This is a genomic window from Methylobacterium sp. 1030 (assembly GCF_040544715.1).
Lineage (GTDB): Bacteria > Pseudomonadota > Alphaproteobacteria > Rhizobiales > Beijerinckiaceae > Methylobacterium.
The window spans coordinates 55,359-74,604 of the sequence record NZ_JBEPKM010000009.1 but is presented as its reverse complement, the minus strand read 5'-3'; the positions used below and the strand labels follow the sequence as shown (position 1 = coordinate 74,604).

20 protein-coding genes are annotated in these 19,246 nt (G+C 71.6%); 14 read left to right on the top strand and 6 right to left on the bottom strand.

The genetic code is table 11. The features are described from left to right. Positions 1–136 precede the first annotated feature (136 nt). Entirely contained in the window at positions 137–433 is a 297-nt protein-coding gene (locus ABIC30_RS14570; protein ID WP_020092683.1) for a BolA family protein, read from the bottom strand. 108 nt (positions 434–541) lie between these two features. Here ABIC30_RS14570 and ABIC30_RS14565 point away from each other — a divergent pair, with 108 nt between their 5' ends. The 4 genes from ABIC30_RS14565 (at position 542) to cobT (ending at position 4,782) form a co-directional block, all read left to right on the top strand. Beyond that, the gene (locus ABIC30_RS14565; protein WP_020092684.1) at positions 542–1,168 is read left to right on the top strand and encodes a J domain-containing protein; all 627 of its coding nucleotides are present in this window, start codon (positions 542–544) and stop codon (positions 1,166–1,168) included. A 208-nt stretch (positions 1,169–1,376) separates the two neighbouring features. Then, a complete protein-coding gene (cobS, locus tag ABIC30_RS14560; protein ID WP_012320633.1) occupies positions 1,377–2,360 on the top strand; it encodes a cobaltochelatase subunit CobS in 984 nt (327 codons plus the stop codon). A 5-nt stretch (positions 2,361–2,365) separates the two neighbouring features. Further along, entirely contained in the window at positions 2,366–2,872 is a 507-nt protein-coding gene (locus ABIC30_RS14555) for a DUF29 domain-containing protein (protein ID WP_354455547.1), read from the top strand. A 5-nt stretch (positions 2,873–2,877) separates the two neighbouring features. After that, complete coding sequence (cobT, locus tag ABIC30_RS14550) at positions 2,878–4,782, top strand: cobaltochelatase subunit CobT (RefSeq protein WP_020092686.1); 1,905 nt, start codon at positions 2,878–2,880, stop codon at positions 4,780–4,782. Positions 4,783–5,131: 349 nt separating this feature from the next. Here cobT and rpmB read toward each other — a convergent pair whose 3' ends face one another. Then, entirely contained in the window at positions 5,132–5,434 is a 303-nt protein-coding gene (gene rpmB / locus ABIC30_RS14545) for a 50S ribosomal protein L28 (RefSeq protein WP_012320636.1), read from the bottom strand. Positions 5,435–5,812: 378 nt separating this feature from the next. On the opposite strand from rpmB, the gene ABIC30_RS14540 reads away from it, so the two are divergent. From ABIC30_RS14540 to ABIC30_RS14505, 8 genes are all read left to right on the top strand, one after another. Next, a complete protein-coding gene (locus ABIC30_RS14540) occupies positions 5,813–6,730 on the top strand; it encodes a DUF3108 domain-containing protein (protein WP_020092688.1) in 918 nt (305 codons plus the stop codon). A gap of 81 nt (positions 6,731–6,811) precedes the next feature. Next, positions 6,812–7,102: a DUF1330 domain-containing protein gene (locus ABIC30_RS14535; RefSeq protein ID WP_020092689.1), complete on the top strand. Its 291-nt coding sequence runs from the start codon at positions 6,812–6,814 to the stop codon at positions 7,100–7,102. A gap of 157 nt (positions 7,103–7,259) precedes the next feature. Further along, positions 7,260–7,574, top strand: a complete 315-nt coding sequence (locus tag ABIC30_RS14530; RefSeq protein ID WP_020092690.1) for a hypothetical protein — start codon at positions 7,260–7,262, stop codon at positions 7,572–7,574. A gap of 101 nt (positions 7,575–7,675) precedes the next feature. Beyond that, complete coding sequence (locus ABIC30_RS14525; protein WP_181049153.1) at positions 7,676–11,014, top strand: helicase-related protein; 3,339 nt, start codon at positions 7,676–7,678, stop codon at positions 11,012–11,014. Between the two features lie 10 nt (positions 11,015–11,024). After that, positions 11,025–11,333 (top strand): RNA-binding S4 domain-containing protein, encoded by a 309-nt coding sequence (locus ABIC30_RS14520; RefSeq protein WP_020092692.1) that lies wholly within the window; start codon positions 11,025–11,027, stop codon positions 11,331–11,333. Between the two features lie 217 nt (positions 11,334–11,550). Then, complete coding sequence (gene fdxA / locus ABIC30_RS14515) at positions 11,551–11,889, top strand: ferredoxin FdxA (RefSeq protein WP_020092693.1); 339 nt, start codon at positions 11,551–11,553, stop codon at positions 11,887–11,889. A gap of 503 nt (positions 11,890–12,392) precedes the next feature. Beyond that, the gene (locus tag ABIC30_RS14510) at positions 12,393–12,998 is read left to right on the top strand and encodes a CarD family transcriptional regulator (RefSeq protein WP_020092694.1); all 606 of its coding nucleotides are present in this window, start codon (positions 12,393–12,395) and stop codon (positions 12,996–12,998) included. 315 nt (positions 12,999–13,313) lie between these two features. After that, entirely contained in the window at positions 13,314–14,189 is an 876-nt protein-coding gene (locus tag ABIC30_RS14505; protein WP_012320644.1) for an RNA polymerase factor sigma-32, read from the top strand. A 152-nt stretch (positions 14,190–14,341) separates the two neighbouring features. Here the strand turns inward: ABIC30_RS14505 and ABIC30_RS14500 are convergent, their stop codons facing one another. From ABIC30_RS14500 to ABIC30_RS14490, 3 genes are all read right to left on the bottom strand, one after another. Then, positions 14,342–15,574, bottom strand: a complete 1,233-nt coding sequence (locus tag ABIC30_RS14500) for an MFS transporter (RefSeq protein WP_020092696.1) — start codon at positions 15,572–15,574, stop codon at positions 14,342–14,344. Positions 15,575–15,688: 114 nt separating this feature from the next. Then, complete coding sequence (locus ABIC30_RS14495; RefSeq protein WP_020092697.1) at positions 15,689–16,081, bottom strand: tautomerase family protein; 393 nt, start codon at positions 16,079–16,081, stop codon at positions 15,689–15,691. A 26-nt stretch (positions 16,082–16,107) separates the two neighbouring features. Then, positions 16,108–16,668, bottom strand: coding sequence for a DUF4865 family protein (locus ABIC30_RS14490; protein WP_020092698.1), 561 nt, complete (start codon positions 16,666–16,668; stop codon positions 16,108–16,110). Between the two features lie 87 nt (positions 16,669–16,755). Here ABIC30_RS14490 and ABIC30_RS14485 point away from each other — a divergent pair, with 87 nt between their 5' ends. Continuing rightward, positions 16,756–17,634 (top strand): LysR family transcriptional regulator, encoded by an 879-nt coding sequence (locus tag ABIC30_RS14485; protein ID WP_020092699.1) that lies wholly within the window; start codon positions 16,756–16,758, stop codon positions 17,632–17,634. 22 nt (positions 17,635–17,656) lie between these two features. Here ABIC30_RS14485 and secB read toward each other — a convergent pair whose 3' ends face one another. Beyond that, on the bottom strand, positions 17,657–18,157 hold the full coding sequence (secB, locus tag ABIC30_RS14480; protein WP_026604852.1) for a protein-export chaperone SecB: 501 nt from the start codon (positions 18,155–18,157) through the stop codon (positions 17,657–17,659). A gap of 346 nt (positions 18,158–18,503) precedes the next feature. On the opposite strand from secB, the gene ABIC30_RS14475 reads away from it, so the two are divergent. Beyond that, positions 18,504–19,217, top strand: a complete 714-nt coding sequence (locus tag ABIC30_RS14475; protein ID WP_020092701.1) for a Tim44/TimA family putative adaptor protein — start codon at positions 18,504–18,506, stop codon at positions 19,215–19,217. Positions 19,218–19,246: the final 29 nt, after the last annotated feature.

The following is a 19,246-nucleotide window of genomic DNA, read 5'->3' as shown; positions in this document are numbered from 1 at the left end:
CCCGCGTCTGGTGCGCAGCCCACGGGCGGACGGATGCGGATCGGCGGCCCCATCACCATATCTGTCTCGTGCCTCCCGTCCCGTACACCGCGCCCCGTCGGAGCGATCCCGCCCTCGTCCCGCGCGGAGCCCCGATTCAGGCCGCCTCGGCCGGCGTGCGGGCGCGGAGCGCGAGGGCGTGCAGCCCCCGCTTGAACGCGTCGTCGAGCAGCGCGTTCACCAAGCGGTGCCGCTCGACGCGGCTCTTGCCCTCGAACGCCGACGCGACGATGTCGAGCCGGTAATGGGTCTCGCCCCCCGGCCGCGCTCCGGCGTGGCCGGCATGCAGATGCGACTCGTCGATCACGTCGAGCCGCGCCGGCGCAAGTTGCTCCCGCAGCCGCGCCTCCATCCAGTCCCGCAGGGTGCCGCCCGCGCCCGCACCGTCCGTCATCGTGCCCTCGCGTCGTGTCCGTGGGCGCCGTCAAGCCCGATCCCGCGCATGCGTCATCAGGCCCGGTGCCCTTGTGTCTCAGGTCCGCCCCCTCATAATCGGCCCGTCATGGATCTCAACTCGCGCCTGTTCGACAGCATCCGGATCAAGCCGACCTGCGACGAGCCGAAGCCCGCCGCGGAAGCCGGCTGCGAGAGCCCCGGCTGCACCCATCCGGGCCTGTACCGGGCGCCGAAGGGCCGGAAGGCGGAGGGCCAGTACTGGCGCTTCTGCATCGACCATGTCCGCGCCTACAACGCCACCTACAATTACTTCGATGGCATGAACGACGCCGCCGTGCAGGCGTACCAGAAGGACGCGATCATCGGTCATCGCCCAACCTGGGCGATGGGCGTGAACCGGACCGGCGAGGCCAAGCCGGCGGACGAGCCGGTTCGGGACTGGGCCTACGTCGATCCCCTCGGCATCCTGCGCGGCGAGGGCGTCGGCGACGCGCGCCGGCGTGCCCGCCAGCCCGAGGAGCCGCGCAAGCCCAAGCACTCGGCGACGGTGCGCCGCGCCCTCGACGTGATGGGCCTCGAGGAGGGCGCGGACGCGGCCGCCATCAAGGCGCAGTACAAGGTGCTGGTGAAGCGCTTCCACCCGGACGCCAACGGCGGCGACCGCTCCTTCGAGGAGCGCCTGCGCGACATCATCCGCGCCCACGACGTGCTCCGCGCGGCCGGTCTCTGCTGAGCGGCACGAACGATGCACGCCGGTTCGCACCCAGGATAGGGCAAACCGCGCGGGGCGGCCCTATATGGGATCCAAGCCGGTCGGTGGCGCGCGAGCGCGCCGCCGTCTAAGGATGGCTCCGCCCCGCCGCGGAGGCCCGGCTCGACGTCCTTCCGCGCGGATGCTTCACTGTTTGGAAGTGGAGCGCCCGCGCCTCACGAGGTTCCGAATGCTCTCTGACGCTACGCCCGCCGCGCTGCCCGACCGCACCGTCTCCGTCCGCGATGTCTTCGGCATCGACCTCGACCTCAAGGTGCCGGCCTTCGCCGAGCCCGAGGAGCACGTGCCGGATGTCGACCCGGACTACATCTTCGACCGGGAGACGACGCTCGCGATCCTGGCCGGCTTCGCCCGCAACCGCCGCGTGATGGTCACCGGCTATCACGGCACCGGCAAGTCGACCCATATCGAGCAGGTCGCTGCCCGGCTGAACTGGCCGTGCATCCGGATCAACCTCGACAGCCACGTCTCGCGCATCGACCTCGTCGGCAAGGACGCCATCGTCCTGCAGGACGGCAAGCAGGTCACTGCCTTCCAGGACGGGATCCTGCCCTGGGCGCTGCAGAACAACGTCGCGCTCGTGTTCGACGAGTACGATGCCGGCCGCCCGGACGTGATGTTCGTGATCCAGCGCGTGCTGGAGCTCTCGGGCCGGCTGACGCTCCTCGACCAGAAGCGCGTGATCCGCCCGCACCCGGCCTTCCGGCTGTTCGCCACCGCCAACACGGTGGGCCTCGGCGACACGTCGGGCCTCTATCACGGCACGCAGCAGATCAACCAGGGTCAGATGGACCGCTGGTCGATCGTCACCACGCTGAACTACCTGCCGCACGACCGCGAGGTCGACATCGTGCTGTCGAAGGCGACGCATTACCGGGGCGACCAGGGCCGCGACATCGTCAACCGGATGGTGCGCGTGGCGGACCTCACCCGCAACGCCTTCATGAACGGCGACCTCTCCACCGTCATGAGCCCGCGCACGGTGATCACCTGGGCCGAGAACGCCGACATCTTCAAGGATATCGGCTTCGCTTTCCGGGTGACGTTCCTCAACAAGTGCGACGAGCTGGAGCGGACGCTGGTGGCCGAGTTCTACCAGCGCGCGTTCGGCAAGGAGCTGCCCGAGAGCGCGGTGAACGTCGCGCTGAGCTGACCCGCATGGAGGACGCGATGGCGCATCCGGCCCCGACGCGCGAGGACGCCCCGGCGACTGCGCACGCGCGGGGACGGACCCGCCACGCGGACGATCTCTACACCTGGGTTCAGGAGCAGGTGGCACTGCTCCGCGCCGGCCGGGTGGACGCGCTCGACCTCGACAACATCGCCGAGGAGCTGAGCGACGTGGGTTCGGAGCAGTACGATAAGCTCGAGAGCGCGATCGAGGTGCTTCTCGCCCACGCCCTCAAATGGGATCACCAGCCCGAGCGGCGCAGCCGAAGCTGGTCGCTGACGATTGCGGAACAGCGCGTGCGGATCGACAGGCAGGTGCGCAAAAATTCAGGTCTCAAGCCGCGCATCGCCGAAGCCGCCAGCGAAGGCTACCGGATCGGTCGGATCCGAGCCGCTCGCGAGATGAAGCGATCGCCCGAAACCCTGCCCGCGGACTGTCCCTACAGCTGGGACGAGATCCTGAACCGCCCCTTCGCGTTCGAGGACGACCGGTAGCGCTGATGTCCATCTCCAACCGCAAGCCCGGCGAGCGCCGCGAACCCGTGGCCGAGCCCCTGAAGCGCTCGGTGGCCGGGTGCCTGCGCGCCATCGCCCGGCGCTCCGAGGTCGAGGTCACCTACGCGACCGACCGGCCGGCGCTCACCGGCGACAAGGCCCGCCTCCCTGAGCCCCCGCGCAAGCTCTCGGCGCAGGACGTCGCGGTGCTGCGCGGCAACGCCGACGCCATGGCGCTGCGGCTGGGCTGCCACGACGTGGCCGTCCACCGCCGTCTCGCCCCCGAGAACGCACCCGCGCGCGCCGTGTACGACGCGGTCGAGCAGGCCCGGGTCGAGGCGATCGGGTCGCGCCGGATGGCGGGCGTGGCCAGCAACATCTCGGCGATGCTGGAGGACCGCTACCATCGCGGCGGCAAGTACGAGTCCATCACCGACCGGGCCGACGCTCCGATGGAGGATGCCGTCGCCCTGATGGTGCGCGAGCGCCTGACCGGCCAGAAGCCGCCCGAGGCCGCGACCAAGATCGTCGAGCTGTGGCGCGAGCATATCGAGGCCAAGGCCGGCCCGAACCTCGACGGGCTGCTCGGCTCGATCGAGGATCAGCGCAAGTTCGCCCGCTCGGTGCGCGACCTCCTCACCTCCCTCGACATGTCGGACGAGACGCCGTTCGACGCGGAGGACGACGAGAACGACGACGAGAACGACGCCCAGGACGACGAGCAGAACCCCAGCGAGGGCGATTCGGAGGAGAAGAGCCAGGGCGAGCGCGCCGAGATCGAGACCTCCGAGGAGGCCTCCGACGAGATCGAGGAGGGCGCCCAGGAATCCGCCGACGCACCGTCTGGTGAGTTGCCCGAGGAGGCCGAGGACGCGGAGTCGGAGGAGGCCTCGGAGGCCTCGCGCCCGCCGCAGCGGCAGGGCAACGAGGCGCGCGGGCCCGAGTACAAAGTGTTCAATCCGCGGTTCGACGAGGTCATCCACGCCGAGGAGCTGTGCGACGCCGACGAGCTGTCGCGCCTGCGCTCCTACCTCGACAAGCAGCTCTCGCACCTGCAGGGTGTGGTCGGCCGCCTCGCCAACCGGCTCCAGCGCCGCCTCCTCGCCCAGCAGAACCGCGCCTGGGAGTTCGACCTAGAGGAGGGGCAGCTCGACCCGGCGCGGCTCGTGCGCGTGGTCATCGACCCGTACCAGCCGCTCTCCTTCAAGCAGGAGAAGGACACCAATTTCCGCGACACGGTGGTCACGCTGCTCCTCGACAATTCGGGCTCGATGCGCGGCCGGCCGATCACCGTGGCGGCGACCTGCGCCGATATCCTGGCGCGGACACTGGAGCGCTGCGGCGTGAAGGTGGAGATCCTGGGCTTCACCACCCGCGCCTGGAAGGGCGGCCAGAGCCGCGAGGCGTGGCTCGCCGCCGGCAAGCCGCCGAATCCCGGCCGCCTGAACGACCTGCGCCACATCGTCTACAAGTCGGCCGACGCGCCCTGGCGGCGCGCGCGGAAGAACCTCGGGCTGATGATGCGCGAGGGGCTGCTCAAGGAGAACATCGACGGCGAGGCCCTGGACTGGGCGCACAAGCGCCTGCTCGGACGGCCGGAGCAGCGCAAGATCCTGATGGTGATCTCCGACGGCGCGCCGGTGGACGATTCGACCCTGTCGGTGAATGCCGGCAACTACCTGGAGCGGCACCTGCGCTGGATGATCGAGGAGATCGAGACGCGCTCGCCGGTGGAACTGCTGGCCATCGGCATCGGCCACGACGTGACCCGGTACTATCGCCGCGCCGTGACGATCATCGACGCCGAGGAGCTCGGCGGGGCGATGACCGAGAAGCTCGCCGAGCTGTTCGAGGAGGACGGCGCGGCGCCGACGGGGCGGATGCTGCGCGCAGCGGGCGGGCGGCGGTAATCACGCCGCGCGCTGCCGCGCGCAACAGACGATCCGCGTCGAGGAAGCTGGCAGATCCGAACCTCGACACGGTTCATGTTCGCAACTTGGACGGCGAAGCCCCCTCCGTCATCACGAGCGCAGCGAAGTGACCTAGGGCGGCGCGGGGCTTGTCCACGTGGCGCCGCCTGGATTGCTTCGCTCCGCTCGCAACGACGGCGCAGGGGCATCGGCCGGACATTGACGGCAGCCTGCGGCCGAGCTCTGGATTGCTTGAAGTGGCATGCCAGCCGCAAACAAGCGGAAACCGCCGCGGCCTCGACGGCCACGGCGGTTCAAACCGTCCGATAGGGGCGTGAAGCCCGACGACTCAGGCCGCGGCGGCCGGGGTCTCGGCGAGCTTCTTATGGATCTCGCGCTTCAGGAGGCGGGCAGTCTGCGACAGGTCACCCTCGCCGGCCTTGATCAGGAAGGCGTCGAGGCCGCCGCGGTGCTCCACCGAGCGCAGGGCGTGCGCCGTGACACGCAGGCGGACGCGCTTGCCCAGCGCGTCGGACTGGAGGGTGACGTTGCACAGGTTCGGCAGGAACCGGCACTTGGTCTTGCGGTTCGAGTGGCTCACGAGGTGGCCGACCTGAACGGCCTTGCCGGTGAGTTCGCAGCGGCGCGCCATGATAAAAAACGATCCCGTCTCGTTCCGCCCGGTGAAGACCCGATCGCGGCCGGCGCGATCATCGTCGCAGCGGGCGGCGCCCATTGCGTGTTCCAGGTCCGGCGGAGTCCTGTTGAAGGCGCGAGCCTATAGGCGACGAAGGCGCGGTGCGTCAAGGTGCCGGCGGGGTTCAGCATCGCGCCGGACGACCAACGGTCTGTTAACCACGATGCCGGGATATAGCCTTCTTCCACCTGCAGGAAGGCGCCTCTCCCCGCTCCGTGCGTCGCAGAGGACGTCGGCGAGCGGGTGTGTTCGAGAGGGTGCGTTCGAGCGAGTGTCTTGGCCCGCCCGCCCTGGGATGCGATCCGGATCATGAGCGCCACGCCAATCCGTCGAATGATCAAGCCGTCGAAGAAGCACGCTGCCGGGCGCCTCGCGGGCAGCCTCCTCGCGGTCGCGGTCCTCGCGGCCCCGACCGATGCCGGCGCGCGGACGTCGCGGGCCAAGCGGGCCGCGCCCGCCGCCGCGACCGTGGCGGTCGATTACGGTATCAACCTCGCCGGTCTCCCGATCGGCACGGCCCGCCTGGCCGGCTCCTTCGACCGCGACCGCTACATGATGGACGTGTCGGCCGTGCTCACCGGCCTCGTCGGCGCGATCACCGGCGGCAAGGGCTCCGCCCGGGCCTCGGGAAGCTTCTCGGCCGCGCCGCAGCCCGGCGCCTTCGCCATCGCGACCCAGACGGCGAGTTCCGGCATCGCGGTGCGCATGGCCCTGGCGCGCGGCAACGTCGTCCAGGCCGAGATCACGCCGCCGCTCGTCGACATGCAGGACCGCGTGCCGGTCACCCCGGCCAACAAGCGCGGCATCATCGACCCGGTGAGCGCGCTGCTGATGCCGACCCAGGGGCGCGGCGAGCCCCTCGACCCGGAGAACTGCAACCGGACCCTGCCGGTCTTCGACGGCGCCACCCGCTTCAACGTGGTGCTGAGCTACGCCGAGACCCGCCCGGTGCAGAAGCCCGGCTATGCGGGGCAAGTCCTCGTATGCAACGCCCGCTACCAGGCGGTCGCCGGCCACCGGCCGGACCGGCCGGGCGTCAAGTTCATGGAGGAGAACCGCGAGATGTCGGTCTGGCTCGCCCCCGTCGAGGGGACGCGCGTCCTGATCCCGCTGCGCATCTCGGTGCTCACCACGATCGGCACCAACATCATCGAGGCCACACGCTGGAGCCAGAGCGGCACGCCGACGACCACCGGCACGGCCGGCGCCGCCGGCAACAGTGTCGCGCAGGCGAGCCTGTCCGGGCAGTAGCGGCGCGTCAGGGAGCGTTTGACCGGCGGCCGGTTTCCCGGCACCTCGGCGCGGCGCGGCAGCCGCGCGGGGAGGTCAGCAGTGCCCAAGGGCTACATCATCGTCCGGATGACGGTCACCGACCCGGACACCTACAAGGACTACGCCGCCATGGCCTCCGAGGCGATGCGCAAGTACGGCTGCAAGCCGCTGGTGCGCGGCGGCCGCTGCGAGGCGCTGGAGGGCGAGGGCCGTCCGCGCAACGTCGTGCTGGAATTCGAGTCCTACGAGGCGGCGCGCACCTACTACTTCTCGCCCGAGTACCAGGCTGCCGTAGCCAAGCGCCGGCCCGCGGGCATCGGCGAGGTGGTGCTCGTCGAGGGCGTCGACTGATCGACGTACCGGTCGCAGCCGGGCTCGACGCGGCCCGCGCCATCGGCGCGTGCTGCGAGATGACCCAGGGAGGCGCCGGGCCGGTGGGAACACTCGCGGCGGGGACCGCGGCCGCGCGGGTGGAGGGAATCTTCACGTTCCCGGCGATAATGCCCGGATGTGCTCGCCTGCCCTCCGAATCGCCCTCGCCCTCGCCCTGGCCGCGCTCGCGGGGCCGGCCGCGGCGCAGTCCCTCAGTGCCGGGTCCGCCGATCCAGGGTGCGGCGGTGACGCCTTCTCGTCGGCCGAGGTCGTCGAGAACAGGCCGCCCCGCCGCGGCCCCCTCGTCGCGACCCCCGACACGCTCTGCGCCGACCTCGCGCCGCAGCCGGGCACGCCGACGACGCAGATCGACGTCTACCCGATGATCACGCCGCAGATTGGACCTGGCGGCGGCGGCATCCCATATGGGGGAGGACCGTACCGGCCCTAGCGTCCCTGACGCGGTCGGCCGGTCGAACCCGCCTCCCCGCCCGCGCCGCGACGGCGCCGCGACGGCCTTCCCGCTCGAAGGAACCGCCGACCATCGACGCGCTGCTCCGCCCCACGCCCAGCCGCTCGCTGTCCCGCGAGGCCCGCGCCCGCGGCGTCACCGCGGTCCTCGGGCCGACCAACACCGGCAAGACGCATCTCGCCATCGAGCGGATGCTCGCCCACCCGACCGGCATGATCGGGCTGCCCCTGCGGCTGCTCGCCCGCGAGGTCTACCTGCGCGTCGTCGCGAAGGTCGGCCCCGAGAAGGTCGCCCTCGTCACGGGCGAGGAGAAGATCAAGCCGGACCGTCCGCGCTACTGGATCTGCACCATCGAGGCGATGCCGCGTGACCTCGACGTGGCGTACGTCGCCATCGACGAGATCCAGCTCGCCGCCGACATGGATCGCGGCCACGTCTTCACCGACCGCCTGCTCTACGTCCGCGGCCGGGAGGAGACCCTGCTGATCGGCTCCTCGACCATGCTGCCGCTGGTCCAGGACCTGATTCCGAACGTTCACACCACGACCCGGCCGCGGCTCTCGCAGCTCACCTTCGCGGGGGAGAAGCGGCTGTCGCGCCTGCCCCGGCGCACCGCCATCGTGGCGTTCTCGGCCGAGGAGGTCTACGCGATCGCCGAGCTGATCCGCCGCCAGCGCGGGGGCGCCGCGGTGGTGCTGGGCGCCCTGTCGCCGCGGACCCGCAACGCCCAGGTCGAGATGTACCAGGCGGGGGACGTCGACTACCTCGTGGCCACCGACGCGGTCGGGATGGGCCTCAACCTCGACGTCGATCACGTCGCGTTCGCGGCCAACTGGAAGTACGACGGCACCCGCTTCCGCAAGCTCACCCCCGCCGAGATGGGCCAGATCGCGGGGCGCGCCGGCCGCCACCTCGCGGACGGTACCTTCGGCTCGACCGGACGCTGCCCGCCCTTCGAGGCCGAGCTGGTGGAGCGGCTGGAGAGCCACGACTTCGATCCCCTGCGCATCCTGCAGTGGCGCAATCCGGATCTCAGCTTCGGCAGCCTGGAGGGCCTGCAGGCGAGCCTCGACGAGCACCCGCGCGAATCGGGCCTGACGCGCGCGCCCATGGGGGAGGACCAGCAGGCCCTCGAGATCCTCATGAAGGAGGACGACATCCGCGACATGGCGCGGAGCGCCGCTACGGTGCGCCGCCTGTGGGACGTCTGCGGCGTGCCGGATTACCGCAAGGTCCACCCGCAGGTGCACGCCGACCTCGTGGCGCAGCTCTACCGATTCCTCATGAAGGGCATGGCGGGCCGCATCCCCGACACGTGGTTCGCCGAGCAGGTCGCGATGATCGACCGGACCGACGGCGACATCGACACGCTGTCCCGCCGGATTGCCCAGGGACGCACCTGGACCTTCGTGGCGAACCGTCCCGACTGGCTGCGCGACCCAGAACATTGGCAGGGCGAGACGCGTCGGGTAGAGGACAGGCTGTCCGACGCCCTGCACGAACGCCTCGCGAGCCGCTTCGTCGACCGGCGCACAAGCGTCCTGATGCGGCGCCTGAGAGAGAACACGATGCTCGAAGCCCAGATCACCGCCGACGGTGACGTCACCGTCGAGGGTCAGCATGTCGGCCACCTTCACGGATTTCTGTTCGTTCCCGATGCCAGCGCCGAGGGGCACGAGGCCAAAACCCTGAGGAGCGCCGCCGAGAAGGCGCTCGCCGGGGAGATCGAGTCCCGGGCCGAGCGGTTTTCGGCAACGGCCGATTCGACCCTCGTGCTCTCGCACGACGGCACGATCCGCTGGACCGGCGCGCCCGTCGCCAAGCTCACCCCCGGCGAGAAGCTGTTCGCCCCGCAGATCCGTCTGCTGGCGGACGACAGCCTGACCGGCGCGCATCGCGAGAAGGTCGAGGCGCGCCTCGAAGCGTGGTTGAAGGCCTACATCGTGCGGCTGCTCGGGCCGCTGATGGAGATCGAGACCGCGGCAGACCTGACTGGCCTCGCCAAGGGAATCGGCTACCAAGTCGTCGAGGCGCTCGGCGTGCTGGAGCGCTCGAAGGTGGCGCACGAGATGCGCAGCCTCGACCAGGAGGGCCGCGGCGCCCTGCGCCGCCACGGCGTCCGGTTCGGCGCCTACCACATCTTCCTGCCGGCGCTGCTGAAGCCGGCGCCCCGCACGCTCGCGGCTCAGCTCTGGGCCCTGCGCAACGGCGGCCTCGACCAGCGCGGCCTCGACGAGATCGCGCATCTCGCCGGCTCCGGCCGCACCTCGATCAAGGTCGACCGCGAGATCGCCAAGGGCCTCTACCGCGCGGCCGGCTTCCGGGTCAGCGGCGAGCGGGCGGTGCGGGTCGACATCCTGGAGCGGCTCGCCGACCTGATCCGCCCGGCGATCGCCTACCGGCCCGGTACCACCCCGGGCGCCCCGCCGGACGGCACCGCCGACGGCGACGGCTTCGTGGCCACCGTCGGCATGACCTCGCTGGTCGGATGCTCGGGCGAGGATTTCGCCTCGATCCTGAAGTCGCTCGGCTACAATTCCGAGGCGCGCCCCGGCCCGGCCATCACGGTGCCGCTCGTCCCCGCTGCCGCCACCGCGCCGGCGGCGCCGACCGCCGCCGAGGCTTCCTCCGAGGAGGCTGTCGCCGCGCAGGCTGATGCCGCCGAGCCGGTCGGCGACGAGGCCCCGGCCGCCGAGGGTGTCGAGACCACCGCCGATCACGCTGACGCGGCCGAGGAAGCCCCGGCCGCCCTCGAGGCGGAGCCCGCCGAGGGCGAGACTGCGGACGAGTCGGCCGGCACGCCGGTCGACGCGGCCACCGAGGCGCCCGCGACCGAGACATCTGCGACCGAGTCGCCCCACGCCGAGGCGGAGCAGCCGGCCGAGGCGGACGCCGCGCCGGCGGCCGAACCCATCGCCGAGGAGACCGCGCCCGACGCGGCCGCCGAGGTGGAGCCCGACGCGGCCGAGTCGGCCGAGACGGCCGAGGCCGTTGGTGCCGAGGGCGAGGGCGCAGCCGAGATCCCGCAGATCGAGGTCTGGCGCCTGCAGCGCCACCAGCGCCCGGCCCACCAGCGCCCGCAGAACCGTCCCCGCGGGGCTGGTCGGGGGCGCGACGGCGGCCAGCAGGGCCAGCATTCGGGACAGGGGCGTCCCGACGGTGGCCGGCCGGAGCAGCGCCGGGCCGAGGGCGACGGTGGCCCGCGCCCCGGCCGGGACCGCGGCCCGCGCCGCGACCGCTTCGAGGGCGGCCGTCCGGAACGCCGCGACGACCAGCGCGGCGCCGAGCAGCGCCATTCCGGCCCGCGGCCCGACCAGCGGCCGCCGCGGCGCGAGCGGGCGCCCGATCCGGACTCGCCCTTCGCCAAGCTCGCGGCCCTGAAGGCGCAGCTCGAGGCCGGCGACGGCGGGAAGCGCTGATCCGCGGCGGATGCGCGAGGACCGGCAGCGCCTCGACAAGTGGCTGTGGTTCGCGCGCTTCGCGCGGACCCGGTCGCTCGCGGCGCGGCTGGCCTCCGACGGCTTCGTGCGGGTGAACGGCAGCCGGGCCGAGAACCCCGCGAAGGCCATCGGCATCGGTGACGTGGTCACGGTGGCGGCGCCCCACGCGACCCTGGCCGTGCGGGTCCTCGGTCTCGGCCTGCGCCGCGGCCCGGCGTCGGAGGCGCGGCTCCTCTACGACGACCTGTCGGGCGGCACCCTGTCGGTCGAGGACGGTCCGGACGGGCCGTCCGAGTGATGAGGTCGCGCCACAGCGGCCGCGCGAGCGACCCGACGCGAACCCTTGCGGCGCCCGCACGCTTGTCAGTCCGGGAGGCAGCGTCTAGAGCCGTGGGCCTCCGAGATCCGTCCCCGTGTCGGGTCTCACCGGCGTTCCCCTCGCAGCACCCTCCGGGCGCGCGGGCCGTCTCCAGGCTCCGCCCGGGCCAAGTCGAGTTTTAGGACGAAGACATCCGATGACCTACGTCGTCACCGACAATTGCATCAAGTGCAAGTACACGGACTGCGTCGAGGTCTGTCCGGTGGACTGCTTCTACGAAGGCGAGAACATGCTCGTCATCCATCCGGACGAGTGCATCGATTGCGGCGTCTGCGAGCCGGAATGCCCCGCCGAGGCGATCAAGCCCGACACCGAGTCGAATCTCGACACGTGGCTGAAGCTGAACGCCGACTACGCCAAGTCCTGGCCCAACATCACGCAGAAGAAGGAAGCGCCGGCCGACGCCAAGGATTGGGACGGCAAGAGCGGGAAGCTCGAGGCGCATTTCTCGCCCAACCCCGGCTCGGGCGACTGACCCCGCGCCGGCCCCGCAGGTTCTGACGCCGGCCCGCGGCCCGCTTCCCAGATTGCGGGAAGATCTGTCGGGCCCCTGCCGCCGCTGAACCCCGCGGCGGGGCTGCGTCATACGAGGGCCTGATACGCGGCCAGGTCATTCCTGTCCCGCCGCACCAGTGTAAAACTCTTTGGCGCCGCGCTTGGTCCGCGCGTGCGTCTTCAGGGATGCTTTGATCTGCGCGCCGGATTGTGGTAGACAATCCGCCTGCCGTCGCTCGCGCCTGACGTGCTCCCTCCGGCTGAAACGCCTTCGCTTTTCGTGGGTTAGGAGTAGTACGCGCTCGACCGCTGGAGGCGACTTCGGCGGGCGGGCTAGGCGTTCGCACGGCCGCGCCGGGGAACGCCCGGATTCGTGCGCTCGGCGCCGGGTCCGGGAGCGGCGAGGCAGACCGGGTGTCCCGCCCGGAAGAACACGGTTTCGCGCGGCGCCGAACGCTGCGCGCCAGTGGAGGCCCTTCTCGCATGACCACAGCCAAGAAGACGACGACCGCAGGCCGGCAGGGCTTCAAGACCGGCGAGGCTGTCGTGTATCCGGCCCACGGCGTCGGTCGCATCACCGCGATCGAGGAGCAGGAGATCGCCGGCTACAAGCTTGAGCTGTTCGTCGTATCGTTCGAGAAGGACAAGATGGTCCTGCGCGTCCCCACCGCGAAGGCCAACAGCGTGGGCATGCGCAAGCTCGCCGAGCCGGAACTGGTCAAGAAGGCGCTCGACCTGCTGACCGGCCGCGCCCGGATCAAGCGCACCATGTGGTCGCGCCGCGCGCAGGAATACGAGGCCAAGATCAACTCGGGCGACCTGCTCGCCGTCACCGAGGTCGTGCGCGACCTCTTCCGGTCCGAGGCTCAGCCGGAGCAGTCCTACTCCGAGCGCCAGCTCTACGAAGCTGCCCTGGACCGGATCGTGCGCGAGATCTCGTCGGTGAACCGCATCACCGAGACCGAGGCCCTGAAGCTGATCGAGCAGAGCCTCGCCAAGTCGCCCCGTCGGGCGAAGAACGAGGCGGAGCCCGAGGCCGAGGCCGACGGTGACAGCGAGGGCGACGACATTCAGGAGGAGGCCGCCTGAGGCGCGCTTCCCCCCCGCGGACGACATCGAACCCGGCCCCTTTGGCCGGGTTTTTTGTGCCCGGACCGTTCCGACCCGGCGCGCCGGCCCGGTCGTTTCGGGACATCCGGGCTGGACGGCGCGCGGCCGGATCCCATCTGATCGGAACGGAACACGATTTCGTGGCCGCCCGGTTGTCGCATTGTGGGGCATCGGGACGGAACTTTCGCGTTTTGCCTTCCGTTGTCGGTTGCCTGGCGTCGCCTCTCGGTGGCGCCTGCGCGTCGGGCTATCGGCTCGACGCCGCAACAGCACTCGACAACAAGAGGCAGGCGGATGGCTGAGATCGCGGGAATTCGACGGCAGTTCATACGGACTGCCATGGAGGCACCCTTCCTGGCCCGGGAAGAAGAGCGCGGCCTCGCCGTCCGCTGGAAGGACGAGCGCGACGAGCGGGCCCTCCACCGTCTGATCTCCGCCCATATGCGCCTCGTCATCGCCCTGGCGGGGCGTTTTCGTCACTACGGCCTGCCCATGGCCGACCTCGTCCAGGAAGGGCATGTCGGCCTGATGGAGGCCGCCGCCCGGTTCGAGCCCGAGCGGGACGTCCGCTTCTCGACCTACGCGACGTGGTGGATCCGCGCGTCGATCCAGGATTACATCCTGCGCAACTGGTCGATCGTGCGCGGCGGCACGTCCTCCGCGCAGAAGGCCCTGTTCTTCAACCTGCGGCGGCTGCGCGCCCGGCTGATGCAATCCACCGAGGAGCATGTCGGCGACGAGATCCACCGCCGCATCGCCAGCGCCATCGGCGTGTCGCGGGACGACGTCGCCCTGATGGACGCGCGCCTCTCCGGTCCCGACATGTCGCTCAACGCCCCGGTGGGCGAGGACAGCGACGCCTCGTCGGAGCGGATGGACTTCCTCGTCGACGGCGCCGACCTGCCGGACGAGACCGTGAGCGCCACGGTCGACGGCGAGCGTCGGTTGAGCTGGCTCCAGCAGGCCCTGACCGTGCTGTCGGAGCGCGAGCTGCGCATCCTGCGCGAGCGCCGCCTCGCCGAGGATCAGGCAACCCTGGAGGCCCTGGGCCAGCGGCTCGGCATCTCCAAGGAGCGCGTCCGCCAGATCGAGAACCGGGCCCTGGAGAAGCTGCGCCGCGCCCTGGCCGACCGCTTCCCCGCCGCGACCGGCAGCCCGCATATCGGCTGAGCCCACGCGGTAGCGACACCGACGCGAAGCCCGGCCCCGAGGCCGGGTTTTCGCGTTTCAGAGGGCCCCGCGTCCGGCGGCACCGCAACGCGCGGGGGCGCCCCGATCCGGTCCTATAGCGGGTCGACGCGGGCTTCGGTCGCGCGGCCGGTTCAGGCTCCCTGAGCGGCGGTGCTGCGCCGCTCCCGCCGGCGGCTGCGCCGGCCGGGCTCGGGCGTCGCGTCGAGCCAGATCACCAGCGCGAGGGCGATGAGCGCCGGCAGGCCGAGAGCCAGGAAGGCGCCGGTCCAGCCGAACATCCCGTAGGACAGGCCGCCGTACCAGCCCGACAGGGCGCCGCCGACGCCCTGCACGGCGTTGACGCTGCCGATGGCCGTCTGGGTCCGGCCGGATCCCCAGGTCAGGTCGGCGACGATGACCGGCACCGCCACCCCGACGATGCCGGAGGCGACGCCGTCCAGCACCTCGGCGGCGATCAGCCAGACCGGATCGTCGATGAGGCCGGACAGCAGCGCCCGCACCGGCAGGACCGCGAAGGCGACCATCAGCAGTTGGCGGCGGCCGCGCTTGTCGGCGAGCGATCCGGCGAACAGCGCCACCGGGACCATCACCAGCTGGGCCACCATGACGTAGCGGGCCGTCCAGGTTGTGGCGTCGGCCGCGGTCGCGACCAGCTTCTGGCCGAGCAGCGAGAGCATGCCGCCGTTCCCGAGATTGAACAGGGTCAGCGCCACGGTCAGCACCAGCAGGCGACGGTTCCCCAGGACCTGGCGGAGGCCGCTGCGCTCCGGCTCGTCCGAGTCGTCCTCCTTCCAGCCGACGGCGCGGCGGCGGCTCCACGCCTTGGCCGGCATCGTCGCCGTCGCGGCGATCGCCGCCAGCGCCATGCCGCCGAGCACCCAGAAGGCGATCGCCGGGCCGAAATAGCCGGTGCCGAGGCTGATGGCGCCCGCCGCGATCAGGATACCGACGTGATTGAAGGCCTGGTTGCGCCCCTGCTGCGCGGGGAACCGGTCCTTGCCGACGATACCCAGAGTCAGCGCCGCGACGGCCGGCAGCAGCAGGGTGCCGCCGGCCGCCGCGAACAGCTGCGCGCACAGCACCGCCGGGAAGCTGCGGGCCGGCAGGAGCAGCAGCGTTCCCACCAGGATCGCCCCGCAGGCCAGCGCGATCAGCAGGCGCGGGCGCGGGAACCGATCGACCAGGGCACCGAACGGTCCGCTCAGGAACAGCGTGCCGATGCCGACCAGCGTGATGACGAACCCGACCCGCGCGGGGCTCCACGAGGCCGATTCTGCCAGCCAGGTCCCGAGAAAGGGTCCGAGGCCGCCCTGGATGTCCCCGATGAACAGGTTGATCAGGGCGAGGTTTGCGGTGGGGGCCATGCGATCCTGGAGCCGTTTCGGGCCCCGGACCTGTACTCCCCCCCCGGAACGGTCAAGCCCGGATCGCCGCCATCATCGCCGCACCGCTCCCGCGGCGGACTCGCTGCACCGGCCTCACGGCTCCCGCGGGCCGTACTGCATCAGCCCCTCCCCGAATGACCAGTTCTCCGGGTTGACCTCGACGAGGTTGATGAAGACGTCCCCCGGCGCCACGCCGGGATCGCGGGCGAGGTTGCGGGTCACGGCGGCGTAGAGGGCGCGCTTCTGCGCGGTGCCGCGCGTCGCGTTGGCGGTGATCTGGACGATCACGAGGCGGTCGCTGCGCCGGATCCCGAGATAGTCGGGACCGTAGACGAAGTCCGACGCGTCGTGCTGGTGCACCAGGGCGAACAGGTCGCCCTCCGGCACCGCGAAGGTCTCGCGCATGGCGTCGTAGACACCCGCGACGAGAGCGGCCCGGTAGGTCTCGGTCGTCCCGGCACGCAGGGAGATGCGGGTCAGAGGCATGGTCTGGCTCCTCGATGAGTGGGAAATCAGCGGCCGCGCGCCGCGGCGAGGCCCGGCGCGGCGAGATGGGCGATCGCGGTTCCGGACAGTCCGGCGGCCGCCTCGGCACGGAGGGTGAAGCGGGTGAGGCGCCATCCGTCGGGATCGAGCCCGGCCACGGTGGCGAGGACGTCGCGCCCGGCCGCGATGTCGCGCCCGCGTCCCCGCTCGTCGTCGCGCAGGGCGGCGAGATCCTCCGCGGGCCCGACGAGACGCGTCTCCTCCGAGAGGGCGCCCGCCGCGTCCCCCGGCCCGAACGCGGCTGCGACCGCCAGCCACGTCTCGATGCGCGGCCGGCCGAAGCTCGCGATCACGGCGCCGAACCCAGCCCCGGCCAGGAACGCGGCGGCGGCGCCGGCATCCTGCCAGAGATAGAGAGAGCTGTAGGCGTTGGCGGCGGCCCCGCGCGCCCGGTCCTCGACCGTGAAGGCCTTGAAGACGAGGCCGGGCACCGCGTCCCAGGCCGGCGCGCGGGCGGCGACGCGCGCGCGGATCCTGTCCATGGCGTAGTCGGCCGGCAGACGATGGCGGTAGCGGGTGATCAGCATGGGGCACTCCCGAAGAGGCCCGCAGGCTTGCACGCCGCCTCGATAACGGGGACATATCGGCGCTGATATCTACGATAAGAGTGCGTTATGGTCGCCGATCGTCCCCTCGACCTCGAAGGCGTCCTGGCCTTCGTGCGCGTGGTCGATCTCGGCAGCTTCACCCGTGCCGCCGAGGCGCTCGCCACGTCGCAGGCGGCGATCAGCCTGCGGCTGAAGCGGCTCGAGGACCGGCTCGGCACGCGCCTCCTGGACCGGACCCCGCGGCACGTGGACCTGACGCGCCAGGGCGCCCTGTTCCTGCCGGCCGCTCGGCGCCTCCTGGACGCCCATGACAGCGCCGTGGCCGACGCGGCGACGGCGCAGCCCGCCCGGCTCAGCCTCGGGATCAGCGACCACGTCGCCGGCCCCGATCTGCCGGTGCTGCTGCGGCGCCTGGGCCTGGATCGGGCCGGGCTGATCACGGAGGTGCGGATCGTCCCGTCGCGCGATCTCGCGGCCGCGTTCGGATCCTCCGGCGAGGGCGGCTACGACGCGGTGATCTTCCGGACGGAAGACGAGGCCGGCCACGGCGGCGCGGTCCTGGCGGAGGAGCGGCTGGGCTGGTTCGCCGCACCGGATTTCCCGGCGCCCCGGCCGGGCGAGACGCTGCGGCTGGCGGGACTCGCGGGCCCCTGCACGGTCCGGGGCGCGGCGACGCGGGTTCTCGACGCGGCCGGGCTCCCCTGGACCGAGGTCTTCGTCGGCGGCGGCGTGCTGGCGGTGGGGGCGGCCGTGATGGCGGGGCTGGCGGTGGCGGCCCTGGCGCCGAGCACGGCACCGGCCGGCGCCGTGGAGGTCGGCGGCCGGTTCGGGCTACCCGAACTGCCGCGCACCTTCGTGGTCCTGCGCGCCCGCCGCCTGGCCGGGCGCCCCGCCGAGGCGCTGCGCGCCCTGGCGGCGGCGTATCGCGGTCCCGGCGGCCGCTGAGCGGCCGCCGGCTCGTCCTGCCTCAGGAGGCGAGCGGGCCCTGGGCGCCCTGCTGCTCCATCACCTTCTGCCGGTAGAGGCCGACGAAATCGATCGGGTCGATGTACAGGGGCGGGAAGCCGCCGTTGCGCACCGCCTCGGCCACGATCTGGCGGGCGAAGGGGAAGAGCAGGCGCGGGCACTCGATCATCACCGCCGGATGGATCTGGTCGGCCGGGATGTTGAGGAGCCGGAAAACGCCGGCATAGGTCACCTCGAAGGCGAACAGCACCTCGTTCTGGATCTTGGCGTCGCCCTCGAGCTTCAACTCGACCTCGAAATCGGTCTCCGAGAGCTGCTGCGCGTTGACGTTCACCTGGATGTTGATCTGCGGCCCCTGGCCCTCCTTGGGCTGGAGCGAGCGCGGTGCGTTCGGATTCTCGAAGGACAGGTCCTTCGTGTACTGCGCCAGGGCGTTGATGGTCGGCGCATCGCCCTGCGGCATGCCGCCGCCGTTGCCGTTCGCTGCCGGGGAATCGGCCATGCGGATCATCCTTCTCGATCGACCGGCAGGGCCGGCGCGGGTTGTTGTCGCGGCGGGAGCGGCTGGATCACGCCGCGGAACTGCCCAAACGGCAGGGCCGCTAACACGCGGGCCGGGCCTGGACAAGCGAGCGGGCGCGGCGCTGGCGCCGGCGGCCCCCACGACCCATATCGACCGGATCGCAATTGACGCGTGGGTTCGATCGTCCGGCCGACACAACCGGCTCGCTCCCGACGCGTTGGTCGGATATGAGTCGGCCAGACCTCTGCGCGCTTAGCCGGCGCCGCACCGCGCGCGACCTGAGCAAGGGGCACAGGGTCTCGCCGCGGCCACCATCGGATCGGTGATGCAGGACAGTTTCGACGTTACGACGATCATCTTCCTCGCGCTGGCCGTCTTCGTGATCTGGCGTCTGCGCTCGGTGCTCGGTCAGAAGACGGGGGCCGAGCGCTCGCCGTTCAAACCGGTCGACCGCAGCCGGACTGAGCCCCAGGCGCGCTCCGACGGCGACAACGTCGTTCGCCTGCCCGGCGCCGACCGGGTCCAGGCCGCGCCGCAGCCCGCCGCCGCCCCGCGGGACTGGCGCGGGATCGCCGAGCCGGGATCCGAGGTCGCGCGCGGCCTGGAGGCCTGCATCCAGGCGGAGCCAAGCTTCGATCCCCGCGCTTTCATCGAGGGCGCCAAGTCGGCCTACGAAGCCATCATGATCGCCTTCGCCAAGGGTGACCGGAAGACCCTGCGCGGCCTCCTCTCGAAAGAGGTCGGCGAGGCGTTCGAGCGGGCGATCGCCGAGCGCGAGCGCAACCGGCAGACGCTCGAGACCACCTTCGTGTCGATCGACAAGGCCGAGATCGTCGCCGTCGAGGTGCGCAACCGCGTGGCGCACGTCACCGTCCGCTTCCTGTCGAACCTGATCACCGCCACCCGCGACGCCGACGGCAAGGTGGTGGACGGCAGCGCCGAGACGGTGGTCGAGGTGCCGGATGTCTGGACCTTCGCCCGCACGCTTGGCTCGCGGGACCCGAACTGGCAGCTCGTGGCCACCGAGGCCGGCGCCTGAGTCCGTGACCGGCGTTCCGTGACGATCTT

Coding starts and splice junctions, on each gene's coding strand:
- ABIC30_RS14540 (WP_020092688.1), top strand. CDS start 5,813: ATGATCAAGCCGTCGAAGAAGCACGCTGCCGGGCGCCTCGCGGGCAGC.
- ABIC30_RS14510 (WP_020092694.1), top strand. CDS start 12,393: ATGACCACAGCCAAGAAGACGACGACCGCAGGCCGGCAGGGCTTCAAG.
- ABIC30_RS14490 (WP_020092698.1), bottom strand. CDS start 16,668: ATGCTGATCACCCGCTACCGCCATCGTCTGCCGGCCGACTACGCCATG.
- ABIC30_RS14570 (WP_020092683.1), bottom strand. CDS start 433: ATGACGGACGGTGCGGGCGCGGGCGGCACCCTGCGGGACTGGATGGAG.
- ABIC30_RS14495 (WP_020092697.1), bottom strand. CDS start 16,081: ATGCCTCTGACCCGCATCTCCCTGCGTGCCGGGACGACCGAGACCTAC.
- secB (WP_026604852.1), bottom strand. CDS start 18,157: ATGGCCGATTCCCCGGCAGCGAACGGCAACGGCGGCGGCATGCCGCAG.
- ABIC30_RS14555 (WP_354455547.1), top strand. CDS start 2,366: ATGGAGGACGCGATGGCGCATCCGGCCCCGACGCGCGAGGACGCCCCG.
- ABIC30_RS14505 (WP_012320644.1), top strand. CDS start 13,314: ATGGCTGAGATCGCGGGAATTCGACGGCAGTTCATACGGACTGCCATG.
- rpmB (WP_012320636.1), bottom strand. CDS start 5,434: ATGGCGCGCCGCTGCGAACTCACCGGCAAGGCCGTTCAGGTCGGCCAC.
- fdxA (WP_020092693.1), top strand. CDS start 11,551: ATGACCTACGTCGTCACCGACAATTGCATCAAGTGCAAGTACACGGAC.
- ABIC30_RS14500 (WP_020092696.1), bottom strand. CDS start 15,574: ATGGCCCCCACCGCAAACCTCGCCCTGATCAACCTGTTCATCGGGGAC.
- cobS (WP_012320633.1), top strand. CDS start 1,377: ATGCTCTCTGACGCTACGCCCGCCGCGCTGCCCGACCGCACCGTCTCC.
- ABIC30_RS14485 (WP_020092699.1), top strand. CDS start 16,756: ATGGTCGCCGATCGTCCCCTCGACCTCGAAGGCGTCCTGGCCTTCGTG.
- ABIC30_RS14530 (WP_020092690.1), top strand. CDS start 7,260: ATGTGCTCGCCTGCCCTCCGAATCGCCCTCGCCCTCGCCCTGGCCGCG.
- ABIC30_RS14475 (WP_020092701.1), top strand. CDS start 18,504: ATGCAGGACAGTTTCGACGTTACGACGATCATCTTCCTCGCGCTGGCC.
- ABIC30_RS14565 (WP_020092684.1), top strand. CDS start 542: ATGGATCTCAACTCGCGCCTGTTCGACAGCATCCGGATCAAGCCGACC.
- ABIC30_RS14520 (WP_020092692.1), top strand. CDS start 11,025: ATGCGCGAGGACCGGCAGCGCCTCGACAAGTGGCTGTGGTTCGCGCGC.
- cobT (WP_020092686.1), top strand. CDS start 2,878: ATGTCCATCTCCAACCGCAAGCCCGGCGAGCGCCGCGAACCCGTGGCC.